This window comes from Shouchella rhizosphaerae (assembly GCF_900142675.1).
Taxonomy (GTDB): domain Bacteria; phylum Bacillota; class Bacilli; order Bacillales; family Bacillaceae_D; genus Shouchella; species Shouchella rhizosphaerae.
Map to the genome: position 1 here is coordinate 220162 of NZ_FRBS01000003.1, position 16779 is coordinate 236940.

15 protein-coding genes are annotated in these 16779 nt (G+C 46.3%); 2 read left to right on the top strand and 13 right to left on the bottom strand.

Annotated elements, in window-relative coordinates; all coding sequences use genetic code 11:
- Positions 1 to 33: 33 nt before the first annotated feature.
- The 12 genes from mdh to BUC05_RS10195 form a co-directional block, all read right to left on the bottom strand.
- Positions 34 to 978, bottom strand: a complete 945-nt coding sequence (mdh, locus tag BUC05_RS10140; RefSeq protein ID WP_011247556.1) for a malate dehydrogenase — start codon at positions 976 to 978, stop codon at positions 34 to 36.
- A gap of 50 nt (positions 979 to 1028) precedes the next feature.
- The gene (gene icd / locus BUC05_RS10145) at positions 1029 to 2294 is read right to left on the bottom strand and encodes an NADP-dependent isocitrate dehydrogenase (RefSeq protein WP_011247557.1); all 1266 of its coding nucleotides are present in this window, start codon (positions 2292 to 2294) and stop codon (positions 1029 to 1031) included.
- Positions 2295 to 2346: 52 nt separating this feature from the next.
- Positions 2347 to 3462 (bottom strand): citrate synthase, encoded by a 1116-nt coding sequence (gene citZ, locus BUC05_RS10150; protein ID WP_011247558.1) that lies wholly within the window; start codon positions 3460 to 3462, stop codon positions 2347 to 2349.
- A gap of 97 nt (positions 3463 to 3559) precedes the next feature.
- A complete protein-coding gene (locus tag BUC05_RS10155) occupies positions 3560 to 4033 on the bottom strand; it encodes a DUF441 domain-containing protein (protein ID WP_011247559.1) in 474 nt (157 codons plus the stop codon).
- A gap of 85 nt (positions 4034 to 4118) precedes the next feature.
- The gene (locus tag BUC05_RS10160) at positions 4119 to 4514 is read right to left on the bottom strand and encodes an FxsA family protein (protein WP_035201898.1); all 396 of its coding nucleotides are present in this window, start codon (positions 4512 to 4514) and stop codon (positions 4119 to 4121) included.
- Positions 4515 to 4639: 125 nt separating this feature from the next.
- Positions 4640 to 6394, bottom strand: coding sequence for a pyruvate kinase (gene pyk / locus BUC05_RS10165; RefSeq protein WP_011247561.1), 1755 nt, complete (start codon positions 6392 to 6394; stop codon positions 4640 to 4642).
- Between the two features lie 28 nt (positions 6395 to 6422).
- Positions 6423 to 7382 (bottom strand): 6-phosphofructokinase, encoded by a 960-nt coding sequence (gene pfkA / locus BUC05_RS10170; protein WP_011247562.1) that lies wholly within the window; start codon positions 7380 to 7382, stop codon positions 6423 to 6425.
- A 149-nt stretch (positions 7383 to 7531) separates the two neighbouring features.
- Positions 7532 to 8506 (bottom strand): acetyl-CoA carboxylase carboxyl transferase subunit alpha, encoded by a 975-nt coding sequence (gene accA, locus BUC05_RS10175; RefSeq protein ID WP_011247563.1) that lies wholly within the window; start codon positions 8504 to 8506, stop codon positions 7532 to 7534.
- Positions 8507 to 8524: 18 nt separating this feature from the next.
- Complete coding sequence (accD, locus tag BUC05_RS10180; protein ID WP_011247564.1) at positions 8525 to 9367, bottom strand: acetyl-CoA carboxylase, carboxyltransferase subunit beta; 843 nt, start codon at positions 9365 to 9367, stop codon at positions 8525 to 8527.
- A gap of 40 nt (positions 9368 to 9407) precedes the next feature.
- Positions 9408 to 10073 carry a FadR/GntR family transcriptional regulator gene (locus tag BUC05_RS10185; protein ID WP_035201901.1) on the bottom strand — a complete coding sequence of 222 codons (666 nt, stop codon included), beginning with the start codon at positions 10071 to 10073 and terminating at the stop codon, positions 9408 to 9410.
- Between the two features lie 15 nt (positions 10074 to 10088).
- On the bottom strand, positions 10089 to 11291 hold the full coding sequence (locus BUC05_RS10190) for an NADP-dependent malic enzyme (RefSeq protein ID WP_161797028.1): 1203 nt from the start codon (positions 11289 to 11291) through the stop codon (positions 10089 to 10091).
- Positions 11292 to 11456: 165 nt separating this feature from the next.
- Positions 11457 to 14744 carry a DNA polymerase III subunit alpha gene (locus BUC05_RS10195; RefSeq protein WP_035201903.1) on the bottom strand — a complete coding sequence of 1096 codons (3288 nt, stop codon included), beginning with the start codon at positions 14742 to 14744 and terminating at the stop codon, positions 11457 to 11459.
- A gap of 166 nt (positions 14745 to 14910) precedes the next feature.
- Between BUC05_RS10195 and BUC05_RS10200 the strand changes: the two genes are divergently transcribed.
- Positions 14911 to 15246 carry a YtrH family sporulation protein gene (locus tag BUC05_RS10200; RefSeq protein ID WP_011247568.1) on the top strand — a complete coding sequence of 112 codons (336 nt, stop codon included), beginning with the start codon at positions 14911 to 14913 and terminating at the stop codon, positions 15244 to 15246.
- On the top strand, positions 15246 to 15758 hold the full coding sequence (ytrI, locus tag BUC05_RS10205; protein ID WP_011247569.1) for a sporulation membrane protein YtrI: 513 nt from the start codon (positions 15246 to 15248) through the stop codon (positions 15756 to 15758). The genes BUC05_RS10200 and ytrI overlap by 1 nt, the downstream gene beginning before the upstream one ends.
- A gap of 51 nt (positions 15759 to 15809) precedes the next feature.
- On the opposite strand, the gene BUC05_RS10210 is transcribed toward ytrI, so the two are convergent.
- Positions 15810 to 16739, bottom strand: a complete 930-nt coding sequence (locus BUC05_RS10210) for a DHH family phosphoesterase (RefSeq protein WP_011247570.1) — start codon at positions 16737 to 16739, stop codon at positions 15810 to 15812.
- Positions 16740 to 16779 lie beyond the last annotated feature (40 nt).

Sequence of the window (16779 nt, forward strand, 5' to 3'; positions counted from 1 at the left end):
TATAGGCTTTTGGAAGAGCCTCTAGCTTTCCTATTACTCCGCTGGCAATGCTGCCATTACATTGCGCACCGATTGTACTGATTTGTCCAATTGTGCCTTTTCTTCCTCTGTCAAGTCAAGCTCAATGACTTTCTCAATGCCGTCACCACCAAGAATGGTCGGTACGCCTAAGTACAGGTCATGCTGCCCATACTCGCCTTCGAGGTAGGCAATTGTTGGGATAATGCGTTTTTTGTCTTTCAAGATCGCTTCGACCATTTGTGTAAGCGAAGCAGCTGGTGCGTAATAGGCGCTGCCATTGCCTAATAAGCCAACGATTTCGCCGCCGCCTTTGCGCGTGCGTTCAACAATTTCTTCAATCCGTTCTGGAGCGATCAGTTTTGTTAACGGCACACCGCCTGCTGCTGAATAACGGATAAGCGGAACCATATCATCTCCATGGCCGCCTAAGACAAAACCAGTGACATCCTCTACGGATACATTTAGTTCTTGGGCGACAAACGTGCGGAAACGTGCTGTGTCAAGAACGCCAGACTGGCCGATGACACGGTTTTTCGGAAAGCCTGATTCTTTATAAACCGTATACGTCATCGCGTCAGCAGGGTTGGTCAAAACGATAATGTAGCTGTTAGGCGAATACTTAACAACTTCTTTTGTGACAGACTTCATGATTTTTGCATTTGTGGCTACAAGATCATCACGGCTCATTCCCGGTTTGCGGGCAATGCCAGCCGTAATGACAACGACATCCGAATCTTTCGTATCTTCGTAGCTAGAGGTACCCGTGATCGTTGAATCGACGCCTTGGACAGGTGTCGATTCAAGCATATCAAGGGCCTTTCCTTTCGTAGGACCTTCCATGTTTGGAATGTCCAATAAAACAACATCCCCTAGCTCTTTTTGGGCAACCATAAGCGCAGTGGTAGCTCCTGTAAAGCCACTGCCGATTACAGAAATTTTTCTTCGTTTAATTGCCATGCCAAACACTCCTCAACGTGTGTAGTCCATCTGCTTATCACGAAATAGATTTATAGATTTTTGATCAATTCATCTGCAAATCCTGAGCAAGACACTTCTGTTGCGCCATCCATCAAGCGGGCAAAATCATAAGTAACAACTTTGCTGGCAATCGTTTTGTCCATTGACGCCATAATTAAATCTGCTGCTTCTGTCCAGCCAAGGTGACGCAAAAGCAGTTCTCCTGACAACAGGACTGAGGAAGGGTTGACTTTGTCGAGTCCCGCATATTTTGGCGCCGTGCCATGTGTCGCTTCAAAAATGGCATGACCTGTATCATAGTTGATGTTTGCTCCTGGAGCAATGCCGATTCCGCCTACTTGAGCAGCAAGAGCATCGGAAATGTAATCGCCGTTTAAGTTCATCGTCGCAACCACATCAAACTCTTTCGGGCGAGTCAAAATTTGCTGCAAGAAAATGTCGGCAATGGCATCTTTCACAATAATTTTGCCAGCAGCTTCTGCTTCGCTTTGCGCTTTATCGGCAGCTTCGCGGCCACTTTCTTCCACAATTTTATCGTACTCAGCCCATGTAAATACTTTATCGCCAAACTCACGCTCAGCCAATTCGTAACCCCAGTTTTTAAACGCGCCTTCTGTAAATTTCATGATGTTGCCTTTATGGACAAGCGTCACGCTCTTGCGGCCTTCATCAAGCGCATATTGAATGGCAGAACGGACGAGGCGCTCTGTTCCTTCCTTCGATACAGGTTTTACGCCGATACCAGAAGTTTCAGGGAAGCGGATATTCGTTGCACCAAGCTCATCTTGCAAAAAGGCAATTAGCTTTTTCACTTCGTCAGAGCCTTCTTTAAATTCAATCCCTGCATAAATGTCTTCTGTATTTTCACGGAAGATGACCATGTCCGTATCTTCAGGACGTTTCACTGGAGATGGCACTCCTGTAAAATAACGGACTGGACGGAGACACGTGAACAAATCAAGCTCTTGGCGGAGCGCTACGTTTAATGAGCGGATGCCGCCGCCAATTGGCGTCGTTAAAGGTCCTTTAATCGCAATTAAATATTCGCGGACAGCGTCAAGCGTTTCTGCTGGAAGCCATTCTCCTGTTTCGTTGTACGCTTTTTCACCGGCAAGAATTTCTTTCCAGTGGATTTTGCGCTCGCCGTTGTATGCTTTCTCAACTGCAGCATCAAGAACACGAGAAGCTGCTGCCCAAATGTCTGGGCCTGTACCATCGCCTTCAATGAATGGAACGATTGGCTCGTTTGGAACGTTTAAAACACCGTTTTGAGTTTGAATTTTTTCTGCTGCCATAGTAAAACCTCCTAAAGATGTTTATGTAGAACGGAGTTTCCTCCGCCTAGGACTATCGTGATTCTACTGGTTTGTAGCTGCGTTTGTTCGGACCGACATACTCAGCACGCGGACGAATCAGGCGGTTGTTTGCATACTGTTCGAGGATATGGGCAATCCAGCCAGATGTGCGGCTGATCGCAAAAATCGGCGTGAACAAATCATGTTTAATCCCAAGACTATGGTATACAGTCGCTGAATAAAAATCAACGTTTGGCAGCAAGCCTTTTTGAGTGGTGACCAATTCTTCAATCCGCAAAGACATGTCGTACCATTTTGATTCTTTAATAACGTCTGTTAGTTGTTTGGACATTTCCCGCAAATGCTTAGCCCGAGGATCGCCATTTTTGTATACACGATGGCCAAAGCCCATGATTTTCTCTTTATTATCAAGCGCTTTCTGGATATACGGTTCCACTCGCTCAAATTCTTCGATTTCAAGAAGCATTTTCATGACGCCCTCATTTGCGCCGCCATGAAGAGGCCCTTTCAATGCGCCAATTGCCGCTGTAATGCCTGAATACATATCAGACAGCGTCGCTACACAAACACGCGCCGTAAATGTTGAGGCGTTCAGTTCATGATCCGCATGGAGCACAAGCGCTTTATTAAAAGCTTTTACTGAAATCGCATCTGGGTTTTCGCCCGTTAACATGTATAGGAAATTTGCTGCAAACGATAACTCCTTGTTTGGAGCAATCGGTTCTTTGCCAGAACGGATCCGCTCAAAGCCGGCAACAATTGTAGGAATTTTTGCTTGAAGTTTAATCGCTTTGCGGTAATTTTTTTCTTCCTCGACTGATTCTGCTTCATCATCAAACAAACCAAGCATTGAAACAGATGTGCGCAGGGCAGCCATTGGATGGACGCTATCGATTGGATAGGCTTTCATTTGTTCGAAAATTTCATCGGGGACGCCCGCTTGTTCAGCAAGCGCTCTTGAAAACGATTCCAATTCTTCTTTCGTAGGCAATTCACCATTCCACAGCAAATAAACGACCTCTTCAAAACTAGCATTTTCGGCCAGGTCGTCAATGCCATAACCATGGTACGTTAATTCATCATCAATAATGGAGCTAACGCTCGATTGTGTTGCCACAATACCTTCTAAACCACGAGTTGTAGTCACCTTTATCTCTCCTTTTCTGTAAATATGATCCCTTCGCGCACAACGCCTGGTAAAGCGGTTACGAAAAACGTCGTAAAGGATGATACGGCCGTGACACTTATCCCCATAGTTGGGCGATGTATTGGATAGCGCGCATCGTCAAATAAGCAATGCCTGCACCAATTAAAGGGCCGACCGCAACGCCGTTTAAAAAAGAAACAGCGACGATGGTGCCAAGTACGAGGGCAGCTGTAATATGCGGATCGTTTTTCAGCAAGTCAATGCCACTTGCAGCTACGAGCGCAACAGCGATGCCGCTGCCAAGTGCAACCCATGCATACAATGATTTTGTTGCTTCTCCCAGCTGTTTGAACCCAATATCCCCTGTAGCAATCGGCACAAGGACAGCTATGGTAATAATGGTGACGCCAAGGTTGATTCCTTTTGCCTGCATGAGAGGAAACACTTTATCTCCAAGCCCTGTCCATTTTATCAGTAACAAAACGGAAATAGCGATGATTAATGATTGGTTTTTTGCAATAAGGGCGATCGCCATTAATAGCAACAAAAACAAGGTACTCTGAGATAACAATGGTTTCTCCTCCAGCTTCAACTAGGCAATTCATATCATAACACAGTTTTGCAAATTCGGCTATATCCCACAAATTCAGACAAACTTAGCGCCGTTTTATCACGGTCCAGTTCCCTTTTGTCATGCTGCTATGAACGATTTTCAGCAGCAGTGCTTTTCCAATCGCACGTGTCCATGGAATAAGGAAAAATAAACCAATGGCGTCTGTTAAGAAACCTGGGATAACGAGTAGAATGCCACCAAACAAAATGCACAACCCATCAAGCAATGCATGGCTTGGAATTTGGCTGTTTTGCATCTGTAGCCGAGCAAGTCGGTACACTTGCATCCCTTGTTTTCTGGCAAAAATAAAGCCTAGTATTGACGTAGCAAACATAAGAAGCAGCGTTTGCCATATGCCTAGCCAATTGACAAAGGCCGTAATGATAAACAGTTCCAATACGGGAATCGCGATCGCAGCGACGACAATCGATTTCTTCATTGTTCGTACCACCTTTGCCGACTGTAAAAAAGGAGAGGCTCACCTCTCCTTTTCAGACTGTAGACAAACGCTCGCATCCATCATGGTTTGCGAAGCATTTTCTATCAGCCAGTTTGATTATTCCATTATAATACACGGGCTTGGCCGCTGTAAATGTTTCCGCTAATGCAGTCCACAGTCACTTCATCGCCGTCTTGGAAACGTTCAAGGGCGTTGGCTACACCGACGATAACAGGCGTGCTCAAGTTTAAGCCAACAACAGCTGCATGGGATGTAAGACCGCCTTCTACAGTCACGACAGCAGCAGCTTTCTCGAACGCTTCGATCATGTCTTTATCGGTTGATTTTGTGACAAGCACAGAGCCTTCCGTTACTTTTGCAATCGCTTCTTTTGCGTCACGGGCAACAACGACTTTTCCTGAGGCAGAGCGACGTCCGATGCCTTGTCCTTTTGCTGCAACTTCCCCAAGCATATGGACTTTCATTAAATTCGTTGTGCCTGACTCCCCAACGGGAACACCAGCCGTAATGATAACAAGGTCACCTTGTTTCACCACTCCTGTAGCGACAGCCGCTTCAACTGTACGGTCTAACATTTCGTCAGTTGTGTTTGCTTGTTTACCAAGTATTGGCGTAACCCCCCACACGAGCGCCATTCTCCGGTAAGCACGCTCATTGCTCGTTACGGCCAAGATTGGCGATTTCGGCCGGAAACGTGATGTCATCCGTGCTGTATAGCCGCTTTCTGTCGCTGTTAAAATCGCAGCAGCATTCAAGTTTGAGGCGGTGTAAGCAACAGACTGGCCAATTGCACTTGTAATCGATGTTTTCACTTCTTTGCTTTTCCGACGCAGCATGTTTTCATAATTGAGGGCTTGTTCTGTTCGTTCGGCAATATTGTGCATTGTTTGCACCGATTCTACAGGGTAATCACCAGCAGCGGTTTCACCAGAAAGCATAATGGCGTCTGTCCCGTCAAAAATAGCGTTGGCTACGTCGCTTGCTTCCGCTCGTGTAGGACGCGGGTTGCGTTGCATGGAATCAAGCATTTGCGTGGCAGTGATGACCGGCTTGGCCAACTCATTGCATTTTTTAATGAGCTGTTTTTGCACAAGCGGTACTTCTTCTGCTGGAATTTCTACACCTAAGTCTCCCCTTGCGACCATAAGGCCGTCCGATACTTCAAGAATTTCATCGATATTGTCAACGCCTTCTTGGTTTTCGATTTTCGGGATAATCGCTGTATCTGCAGCGCCATGCTTTTCAAGGAGCTCGCGGATTTCTAGAACATCAGAAGCGCGGCGCACAAAGGAGGCGGCTATAAAGTCAACTTTTTGCTCAATCCCAAATACAATGTCGGCTGCATCCTTTTCGGTCATCCCCGGTAGGTTGACGCTGACATTTGGGACGTTGACGCCTTTCTTGTTTTTCAGCACGCCACTGTTGCGAACAATCGTAACCAGCTCAGTGTCGCGGATTTCCTTTACCTCAAGCCCAATTAAGCCATCATCGAGCAAGATCGTACTTCCGACTTCTACATCCTCGCAAAGCCCTGGATACGTAATGGAGATCTTTTCTTTCGTACCTTGGACTTCATTCATTGACAAAATGAGCTCTTGCCCTTTCTCAAGTTCAATCGCTCCGCCTTCTACCGTTTGTGTGCGGATTTCCGGCCCTTTCGTATCAAGTAGAATAGCAACCGTTTTTCCAGTCCGTTTTGCCGCTTCGCGAATGTTTTTAATTCGGGCACCGTGCTCTTCAAAATCACCGTGTGAAAAATTCAAACGGGCTACATTCATCCCCGCTTCGATGAGTGCTGTTAGTTTTTCAAGCGACTCACTTGCTGGTCCAATCGTACAAACAATTTTTGTTTTACGCATACGTTCCTCCTTAATAGGTGTGTTGCTGTTAAATGGATAATTCCTGAGATAGCTTGTACATTTCTTGATCAATCGTGTGTGGGCGGTCTAAAATTTCATCAATTGGGTGATAAACAAGTTCATTTTTTTGAATCCCGACTGTCATGCCAGCCTTGCCTTCTAACAACAAATCAACTGCCTTTGCACCAAGTCTGCTCGCCAAAACACGGTCTGCCCCTGTGGGCGATCCTCCGCGTTGAATGTGGCCGAGCACGGTTACTCTCGTTTCCATATTCATTTCTTTGCTGATCCGGTCGCCGAACTCTATGCCTGAACCGACCCCTTCAGCGACGACAATAATGCTGTGCTTCTTGCCACGTTCTTGGCCACGTTTAATCGTTGCGAGTATTTGCTCCATATTATGCTCAGCCTCAGGAATGACAATGGTCTCTGCACCATCGGCAAGGCCAGCCCACAAAGCCAAATCCCCTGCATGGCGGCCCATTACTTCAATCACGTATGTACGATCATGAGAAGTGGCCGTATCACGAATTTTGTCAATCGCGTCAATGACTGTATTTAATGCTGTATCAAAACCAATTGTAAAATCAGTACCTGGAATATCGTTGTCAATCGTCCCTGGAACGCCGATTGTTGGAAAACCATGTTTCGTTAATTGTTGAGCGCCGCGGTAAGAACCATCTCCGCCAATAACGACTAGCCCTTCAATTCCAAATTTCTTCAGCTGTTCAATGCCCTTTTGTTGGCCTTCCAACGTTTTAAATTCTTCACAGCGAGCTGTGTAAAGCATTGTTCCGCCACGGTGAATAATATCACCGACAGAGCCAAGCTCCATTTTTTTTATGTCGCCATTAATTAAACCTTGGTACCCATAGGAAATGCCGTACACTTCCAAACCATGAAAAATCGCTTTCCGGACAACCGCACGAATGGCCGCGTTCATACCGGGAGAATCCCCGCCACTTGTTAATACACCTATCCGTTTCAATGCAAATCCTCCTAACACACTCATATCAAAGCAAAGCAGCTGTGTTTCTCTGCAGTCTCTGCAAGTAAAGATACCACTTTGATTTGTCGAAAACAAGTATCGTCCCACAATAAAAAGTGCTTCCAAACAATGAAAGCACTTCCATCTTCCTATTGTCCTGTAGTTGCCGCTTCCTCAGGGATATGACCGATTTTCATAAACTTTTCATAACGTTCATCGAGAAGGACGTCTACAGGCTTCTCAGCAAGCCTTGTTAATGCTTTTTCTAAAAGGCGGTCGATTTCGTCTGCTTGTTGGTGCAAATTCCGCTGGGCACCGCCTCGAGGTTCAGGAATAATTGAATCAATAATGCCTAGTTCATATAAGTCAGGGGCGGTGATGCGCATTGACTCCGCTGCCTTTTTAGCCTTTCCTGCATCTTTCCAAAGAATCGCAGCAGCCCCTTCAGGAGAAATGACTGAGTATGTCGCATTTTCCAGCATGTGAATTTCATCAGCTACACCGAGGGCAAGAGCGCCACCACTGCCGCCTTCGCCAATGACAATGCTAATTGTCGGCACTTTCAATCCGGCCATTTCCAACAAATTTCGGGCAATTGCTTCGCTTTGGCCGCGCTCTTCCGCTGCCTTTCCAGGATAGGCACCTTTCGTATCGATGAAGCAAATAATCGGGCGCTTGAATTTTTCCGCTTGTTTCATTAAGCGCAACGCTTTGCGGTACCCTTCTGGGTGTGGAGAGCCAAAATAGCGGACAATGTTTTCTTTTGTATCTTTTCCGCGCTGGTGGCCAATGACAGTTACCGGCTTGCCTTTATAAGTGGCAATGCCGCCTACAATGGCTTTATCGTCGCCAAACAGCCGATCGCCGTGCATTTCCAAAAAATCCTCAAATAAAACGTCCACATAATCGAGTGTTGTTGGGCGCTCATGGTCACGGGCGATTTGCACGCGCTCCCACGGTTGCAAATTGGCGTACACTTCTTCTTCCAACTCGCTTAAGCGGGCTTCCATTTTTTTTATTTCTGTACTGAGGTCCATATCCCTCTCCATTGCAAATGCACGGAGGTCGGCAATTTTTTGCCTAAGCTCAATGACCGGTTTTTCAAATTCTTGTTCCGAAGACAATGGTTATATCCTCCCTTGTTACTGATGCATCGCCAACAGCTTAGTCAGCGTTTCTTTCATTTCTAGCCTTGGAATGACACGATCAAGCTGGCCGTGCTCCAATAGAAATTCTGCTGTCTGAAAGTCTTCAGGAAGTTCCTGACGAATCGTCTGTTCAATAATGCGCCGCCCAGCGAAGCCAATTAATGCTTTCGGCTCGGCAAAATTGTAATCGCCAAGGGACGCGAAACTAGCAGACACGCCGCCCGTCGTCGGATTGGTCATAACCGAAATGTAAAGCCCTCCTGCTCGGTTCAGCCGCTCAAGTGCGGCGCTCGTTTTCGCCATTTGCATAAGGCTGAGCATGCCTTCTTGCATGCGCGCTCCCCCTGAGGCAGCAAAAATAAGCAACGGAACACTCGTCTCGGTGGCCAATTCAATTGCCCTCGTTAGCTTTTCCCCGACCGCTGAGCCCATGCTCGCCATTCGAAAATTGGGGTCCATAACCGCAATGACAACGGGATATCCATTTATCTTTCCTTCACCAGTGACCACCGCTTCATTCAAACCGGTTTTTTTACGGTCGCTCTCGAGCTTTTCCTCATACCCTGGGAACTGGAGTGGGTTGCCTCCTTTGACAGAGGCGAATGCTTCTTTAAACGTGCCATCGTCAATGATGGAGTCAATTCGCTCTCTCGCACTCATGCGGTGGTGATGCCCGCAAGTCCTGCACACACTCAAGTTCTTTTTTAAGTCTTTTGTATACATAATCGTGCGGCATGAAGGGCATTTGGTCATAATCCCTTCTGGCACTTCCTGCTTAGCCCGTTCAGAGGGAATCGTCGCGTACCTTTTTTTCTTTGAGAACATATCTTTTAACATGATATTCGCTCCTAACTTGATGCTAAAGCCGGCTCCTTGCTTAAAATCGGCTATTTTGCAAATGAAGACGCATCGCTAATAGCGCCTGCTCACTATCACGCTTCTTTAACGCCTCCACAATTTGCTCGTGTTCTTTTATCGATATAGGAGGACGGCCGCTCCGTTCAAGGGATTCTTTGATCGCTTCTTTATTAAAAGCAACGAGTGATTTCCAAATGTGGAATAGCAGGACGTTTTGGCATGATTTCACAATCGTTTTATGAAAACGATAGTCTTCTTCAACAGGAAAGTCTCCTTGATTCCACTCTTTTTTGGAACGTAAAATCAACGTGTCAAGCTTCCTGATTTGCTCGTCTGTTATTCGCTCACAAGCAAGTTTTAATGCTTCCAACTCTATAATTCGCCTTGTCTCAGTCAAATCCTTCCTCGCCTGCTCGTCTTTTAGGACAAAAGACAGCAAGAGGTCGACCAATTTATAGCTTGACGTCGCCTTCATAAACGTGCCTTCGCCTCTTCTTGTTTCAATAAGGTCGAGGAGCTCAAGGCCACGCAAAGCCTCGCGAATAGAGGAGCGACCGACATCAAGCCGGTCGCTGAGTTCCCGTTCAGAAGGAAGCTTATCGCCACTTTTCAAGCCATCGTTTTGAATCATCTCACTTACGGCCCGAATGATCTCTATATACCTTTTTGGCTGGTCAGCTGCCATTTTTCACTCGCCCAATCAATCAATAATCGCTAATTTCCGTGTTTTTTCAGCTACTTCTTCCGGGTCTACTTTTACGCGGGCAACGCCCGTTTCCATCGCTTTTTTAGCTACTGCCGCCGCGACTGCTGGGGCAACACGAGAGTCAAATGGTGCTGGGATCACATAATCAACAGACAATTCTTCTTCAGAAACTAAATTGGCAATTGCATAAACAGCCGCCACTTTCATCTCTTCGTTAATATGGGTAGCACGGGCATCTAGCGCTCCGCGGAAAATTCCTGGAAAAGCCAAAACATTATTCACTTGGTTCGGGAAATCAGAACGGCCAGTACCAATAACAGAAGCGCCTGCTGCTTTCGCATCTTCTGGCATAATTTCTGGAACAGGGTTAGCCATGGCAAAAATAATCGGGTTGTCATTCATGCTTTCAACCATTTCTTTTGTGACTGCCCCTTCAACGGATACACCAATAAACACGTCGGCCCCTTTAATGACATCTTCAAGCTTGCCTTCTTCTTTATTCATGTTTGTCCGTTTTGCAACCGCTTCTTTGACTGCGTTCATTCCATATGGGCGTCCTTCATAGATTGCGCCTTTCGTATCGCACATAATAATGTTGCGCACACCCATGCGGAGCATCAATTTAATGATGGCGATCCCAGCAGCTCCTGCGCCATTGGCGACTACTTTGATTTCTGACAGTTTTTTGCCGCTAATTTTTAGAGCGTTGATCAAGCCTGCAAGGGTAACAATCGCTGTGCCATGCTGGTCATCGTGGAAAATCGGAATATTTGTCTCCTTTTTTAGCCGCTCTTCAATCACAAAGCAGTCTGGTGCCGCAATATCTTCTAAGTTGACACCGCCGAACGTCGGCTCAAGCAACTTCACCGTATTGACAATTTCATCGACATCGTTTGAACGGAGGCATATTGGAAAAGCATCTACACCGGCAAACGACTTAAATAAAACCGCTTTTCCTTCCATAACAGGGAGGGAAGCTTCTGGGCCTATGTTACCGAGGCCAAGCACGGCTGTGCCATTGCTGACGACAGCAACCATATTCCCTTTCATCGTGTACTCATACACCGTTTCAACATCTTCAAAAATTTCTTTGCACGGTTCTGCTACACCTGGGGAATAGGCTAAGCTTAAGTCTCGGGCATCCTTCACTGGGACTTTCGCTTTTGATTCTAGTTTTCCTTGGTTTATCCGGTGCATGTGAAGCGCTTCTTCTCTCGTCGTTGGCACGTATCTCTCTCCTTTTCGTTTTGCTCACTGGTCAGACCACTCAATTCTACGCTCCCTATTATAAACAACTCCTGTCCATACGCCAATAGGTAGCGCAAGGTTTCCCGTAAAAATCTTGATTTAAATGGGCTCTCTTTACTCTTCGTCGCTTTTTAGCACAATATTCTCTTCGCCAAACATTTGTTTTAATAACTGAAGCGTCTTCCTTGTTGGCGCGACACTGTATTCATCTGCAAGGCGCGTTCGCGCCTGTTCTTTTTCTCTGTAAAGAATCACTTGTGTTGAACCGACATCTTGGCTTAGCACATATTTTAAGTCGCTCAGGCGTGTAGGCTGATCTTTGTCCGCCGTTAGACGAATATAGAGCGTTTGTTTTTTCTTGTTTTTGTTTAGTTGCAAAACATCAGCTGCTTTATGGATAATAAACTGCGTTTTTCCTTGCCGTTCTTCTAATACGCCTTCTAAAAACACAAGGGCGTGGGGGGCGAACAGCCCTTCATATACTTTCCACGCTTGGGGGAAGGCCACGCAACTACACTCGCCCGATTCGTCGCTCAGAGTCAAAAAGGCCATCGCTTCGCCTTTTTTCGTTACTATTTTTTTTACATCGATGACCATTCCCGCAATTCGTACTGGCTTTCTTGAAGGGATACATTCAGCTAAAGGGATACGACCGAATGGTGCTAGCCGCTCTAGTTCATTTTCAATTGGGTGGCCCGATAAATAAAAGCCAAGCACTTCACGCTCCCCTTCTAAATCTTCCATTTTCGTAGACGGCGTCACATCCAAGTAAGCTGGAACGGCAGGCTTGATTGTAAACAGCCCTCCTGAAGATGCTTTAAACGAACGGACTTGCTCAACAAAAGCTTCTGCTTTATCCAAGTTGCCGAGCAGCGTCGCTCGCGATTGGCCAAACTCATCCAATGCCCCAGCTTTAATAAGAGCTTCCATTACCCGTTTGTTGACAGCCGTTGAGGCAACATGGGCGTAAAACATAAACAAGTTGCTGTCGCTGTTTTTTCGCCGCTTGCTGATGATTTCATTGACCGCTTGGACGTTAACACCAGAAATTGGCAAAAGACCAAAGCGAATTTGGCCATTTTCAAGTTCAAATAGCAGGCCGCTTTTGCAAACAGACGGAGGCAGCACACGAATGCCTTCTTTTTTCGCCTCGTTTATATACGAATACAATTTTTCGTGATTTTGCCAAACTGAGGAAAAAAGCGCAGCAAAAAAGGCAGCTGGAAAATGGACACGCAAATAAGCAAGCCAGTAGCTAATGAAACTGTAAGCTGTGGCATGACTTTTAGGAAAGCCATAATTGGCAAACCGCTCAATTAATGAAAATATAGCCTCTGCCTCTTCAGGTAAAAACCCGTTTTCGACAGCCCGGTGAATAAATTGGTGTCTTTCTTGAATGATGACATCATGTTGCTTTTTGCTAATGGCCCTACGGAACAAATCCGCTTCAGCTAAACTATAATTGGCCGTCGCCTGCACGACTTGCATAATTTGCTCTTGGTAAACGAGAACGCCAAAAGTAGGCTCGACAATTGGACGCAGCGATTCATGGGGAACAATAGCTTGCGTGTGTCCATGTTTGCCACGGATGTATTCTGGAATAAATGCCATTGGTCCTGGCCGATAAAGAGCACTTGTAGCAACAATGTCTTCAAACTGGCTTGGCTGCAACTGTTTCAGCACTTGCCTCATGCCTGCCGACTCAAGTTGGAAAATTCCCGTTGATTTCCCTTGTTGAAGCAGCTGGAAAGTGGCTTTATCATTGAGTGGGATATGCTGCAAATTTAATGCGACACCCTCTTCTTGTTCAATTACTTTGAGCATCCGTTCAAGCAACGTCAAATTGCGCAGCCCCAAAAAGTCAAATTTCACAAGACCTAGACGCGCCAAACTATCCATATCCGCTTGCGTCACCGCATGGCCGTCGATCCCTAACTGCAACGCTGTTTTATTGTTAAGTGGCTTGTCGCTAATAATTACTCCTGCAGCATGGGTCGATGCATGCCTTGGCAACCCTTCAATTTGCTTAGCGAAAAAAAGCAACTCGTCCAGTTCAGGCGATTCAAGGCCTTTAAAGACGCCTTTTTCCTGCGCTTCATTAAGGCTGAGAGAAGCAGGGGTTAACGACTTCGCAACGCGATCGACAAAAGTATGGCGGATCGACAGCGCCTTTCCAACGTCGCGAATCGCAGCGCGTGCTGCAAATGTGCCAAACGTTAACACTTGGGCAACTCGATCATGGCCAAACCGCTCTCTAACATAAGCAATCACTTCATCACGGCGATAGTCTGGAAAATCGACATCGATATCGGGCAAACTTGCACGCTCAGGGTTTAAAAAGCGTTCAAATAAAAGATCATGGGCTAGCGGGTCAACGTCGGTAATGAACAACGTATAAGCGACGATGGAACTAGCCGACGAGCCCCTGCCTGGGCCTGTTAAAATGCCTGATTTTTTGGCATAGCCGACAAAGTCAGCGACAATTAAAAAATACGAGGAAAAACCCCGTTCTGCAATAATCGCTAACTCATGTTCCAACCGCCTTTCAGCCTCTACTGACACTGCCTTGTATCGTGCTTTCAAACCTTGCCGGCATAACGTTTCTAAGCGTTTATCTGCTTGTTCAACCGTAAGCCCATCGTAAGCAGGTATTCGCGGCTTTTCTTCAGGCAAATACGGTTCAACTTTTTCCGCAAGCGCCCTTGCCTGCAAAAGCGCTTTTTCGGGAAAACGTTCTTTCAGCGAGTTTGCGGTCGGCAAATGCCACCGTTGCCAGCCCTCTTCTAATTCAAGGTGAGTCGTCGTCGTCCCAGCCCCTATCGCACGCACAAGTTGGTAAACAGGCGCATCCTCTTTGCGCAAAAACCGGGTTGGCGGAGCAGCCACACACGGGATTTGGTGGGCATTCGCAAACTGTATGAGCTCGTGGTCGCTTTCGCCGCCTGCAAGCTCGATAAACGCCTCAAGCCCACCAGCTAGGCGCTCCCAAAAGCGCAGCCAATTGCCTTTTGCCGCAACAAAGGCTTCTTTCGGGATAAAAACAAAACACGCGGTGCTGTTTGCTTTCCATGTTTCTAGCTCAATCGCTGCCTGTTTAGTTTGAAAGCCAAGCGATGTACTATGGGCAACAAGTTGGCGATAACCTTCTTCATTTTTGGCGACCATCCGTACCGGTATTATCTCTTCATCGAGTCGGACAGTCACTTCGAGGCCAAGCAACGGTTTGAGTCCAGCTTTACGACAGCTTTGAAAAAAAGGCACAGCCCCATATAATACATGTCTATCTGTAAGGGAAAGCGCTGTGTAGCCAGCTTCCTTAGCAGCTTGTACAAGCTCATCCACCCGGTTCGTTGACTGGAGTAAGCTGTATTCGCTGTAAACATTCGTAATCAGGGCATCCACGAAACCACTTCCTCTTATTTTTCGCTACAATCCTTAATAAAAATGACTTTAATGGAAAAGGGCGCCCTATGCAACTTTCCAGACTTGTCCACAATTGACCTGCATAATTCCCCGCCCTCGGCCTTATATATGAAAGTAAAGCTTTCTTGGACGAGGTGAGCAACCTATGCTTTTGACAAAGGAAATGCTAGCGCATTTAGTCATGAACTTTTTTATTGCCTTCGGCGTGATGATCGGCGGAGCGCTAATTGGCGGCATTGGCGCTTTTTTAATCGGCAAACCGGTGTTAATTGAAATTTACAGCCTTTCCAACAGTTTGAAAATATGGGCAATTGTCGCAGCGATTGGCGGCTCTTTTGAAGCAATCACCAAAATTGAAACAGGCTTGTTCAGCGGCGTCCACGAAGACATTTACCGAACGCTAGCGATGCTGCTTGTTGCTTTTTGCGGCGCCCAATCAGGAACCATTCTACTTCGGTGGATTGTTGGAGACCCCGTCTAATGTATATACCAAACTACAGAAAACACCGAGGCTGGCTTCGCTTTTTTTCAGGTATTCTTATTGGCACATTGATTGGTTGGGGCTTTTTTCTGGCTGAGTACGGCGAACGGTATGATCACTTGTATAATGAGATGGGCAAACAGAGCATTATCATCAATGAATTACGGGCAAAAAATGACCAGCTCATTAACGACATTACGTTGCATAACGAGGAAAACTTAAAGAACCTAATTGTCCAAAGCGTGACTGTCAACTTGACGAATAGCGACAAGTACCACCTTAGCCAATTGAATGTGTATGAATTAAAACAGCAAATTTTAAAGGAACTGCGCCATTTGCAAGGAACCAACATCGAAACCATCGCAAGCATAAAAGAAGTGATCTTAAGCGCAGTCGAAAATAAAACATACACGCTCAACAACAACGAATACCGCGTCAAAACGATTAGCTTCTTTGCCATGACTGAAATGGAGCTCAATGTTGAAATTATTGAAGAAAAAAGCATTCGCTAACCGCTTATACAGCAAAAAACAGGCACGTGCCTGTTTTTTGCCACTTGCCTCTTACGTGCAAGCTTCAACAAGTTCAGTCGTAATTACGTCTGTTTCTTCCCACGAGTAGGCTGTCGCTCCAGCGGCAACTGGATGGCCTCCACCAGCATGCCGTTTAGCGATTTCATTTATCGATACTGATTTTGACCGTAAGCGGCAGCGGATTTTCGTCTCTGATTCTTCGACAAAGAAAGCCCAAGCTTCCAATCCTTCCACATCAGCAAAACAATTGACAAGCAACGAAGACTCATTGGCTGTGACGCCAAATCGGTGTAATTGTTCTGCCGTCAGCTTAATCACGCCAACCTTTTCTTGGATCACTTCAAAGTTTTGCAGTACGTATCCTTCAAGGCGAACCATGTTCAATGAACGCTTGTACAAGTTCCGATAAAATGCATTGCTGTCAAATCCTGTTTCAAGTAGCGTTGCTGTTCTCCGGAGCGTGTCGGCAGTCGTGTTGCGAAAGCGGAAACGGCCTGTATCGCCGACAATGCCGCCATAGAGCAAGAAAGCGACCTCTTCTGTAAGCTTGAATACACGTGCTACTTCTGTAAAGGCAATGACCAACTCGCTTGTGGAACTAACGGTCGTGTCAACATAAACGAGATCGCCATATGGCTCTTCATTTGGATGATGGTCAAACTTGATCACGACTTCCCCTAATTTATAGCGTTGGTCGCTAATGCGCTCTGTATTGGCCGTATCACAGACAATGACAAGCGCCCCTTTGTATACATCATCTTCAATCGTATCCATTTTTCCGAAAAAAGCCAGCGATGGCTCCTCTTCACCGACAGCATAGACCTTTTTCTCAGGAAACGCCTGTTTGATCAGAGCTTTAAACCCGAGCTGTGAGCCGAGGGCATCAGGATCGGGCCGCACATGACGGTGTATAATAATCGTCTCATATTGTTGAATGTGTTCACTGATGATCGAAAACATGGTTCCTCCTTATTTGTGCGGCTGGTCAAACCTTCCCATT

Coding starts and splice junctions, on each gene's coding strand:
- mdh (WP_011247556.1), bottom strand. CDS start 978: ATGGCAATTAAACGAAGAAAAATTTCTGTAATCGGCAGTGGCTTTACA.
- icd (WP_011247557.1), bottom strand. CDS start 2,294: ATGGCAGCAGAAAAAATTCAAACTCAAAACGGTGTTTTAAACGTTCCA.
- BUC05_RS10160 (WP_035201898.1), bottom strand. CDS start 4,514: ATGAAGAAATCGATTGTCGTCGCTGCGATCGCGATTCCCGTATTGGAA.
- pyk (WP_011247561.1), bottom strand. CDS start 6,394: ATGCGTAAAACAAAAATTGTTTGTACGATTGGACCAGCAAGTGAGTCG.
- accD (WP_011247564.1), bottom strand. CDS start 9,367: ATGTTAAAAGATATGTTCTCAAAGAAAAAAAGGTACGCGACGATTCCC.
- BUC05_RS10185 (WP_035201901.1), bottom strand. CDS start 10,073: ATGGCAGCTGACCAGCCAAAAAGGTATATAGAGATCATTCGGGCCGTA.
- BUC05_RS10190 (WP_161797028.1), bottom strand. CDS start 11,291: ATGCACCGGATAAACCAAGGAAAACTAGAATCAAAAGCGAAAGTCCCA.
- BUC05_RS10200 (WP_011247568.1), top strand. CDS start 14,911: ATGCTTTTGACAAAGGAAATGCTAGCGCATTTAGTCATGAACTTTTTT.
- ytrI (WP_011247569.1), top strand. CDS start 15,246: ATGTATATACCAAACTACAGAAAACACCGAGGCTGGCTTCGCTTTTTT.
- BUC05_RS10210 (WP_011247570.1), bottom strand. CDS start 16,739: ATGTTTTCGATCATCAGTGAACACATTCAACAATATGAGACGATTATT.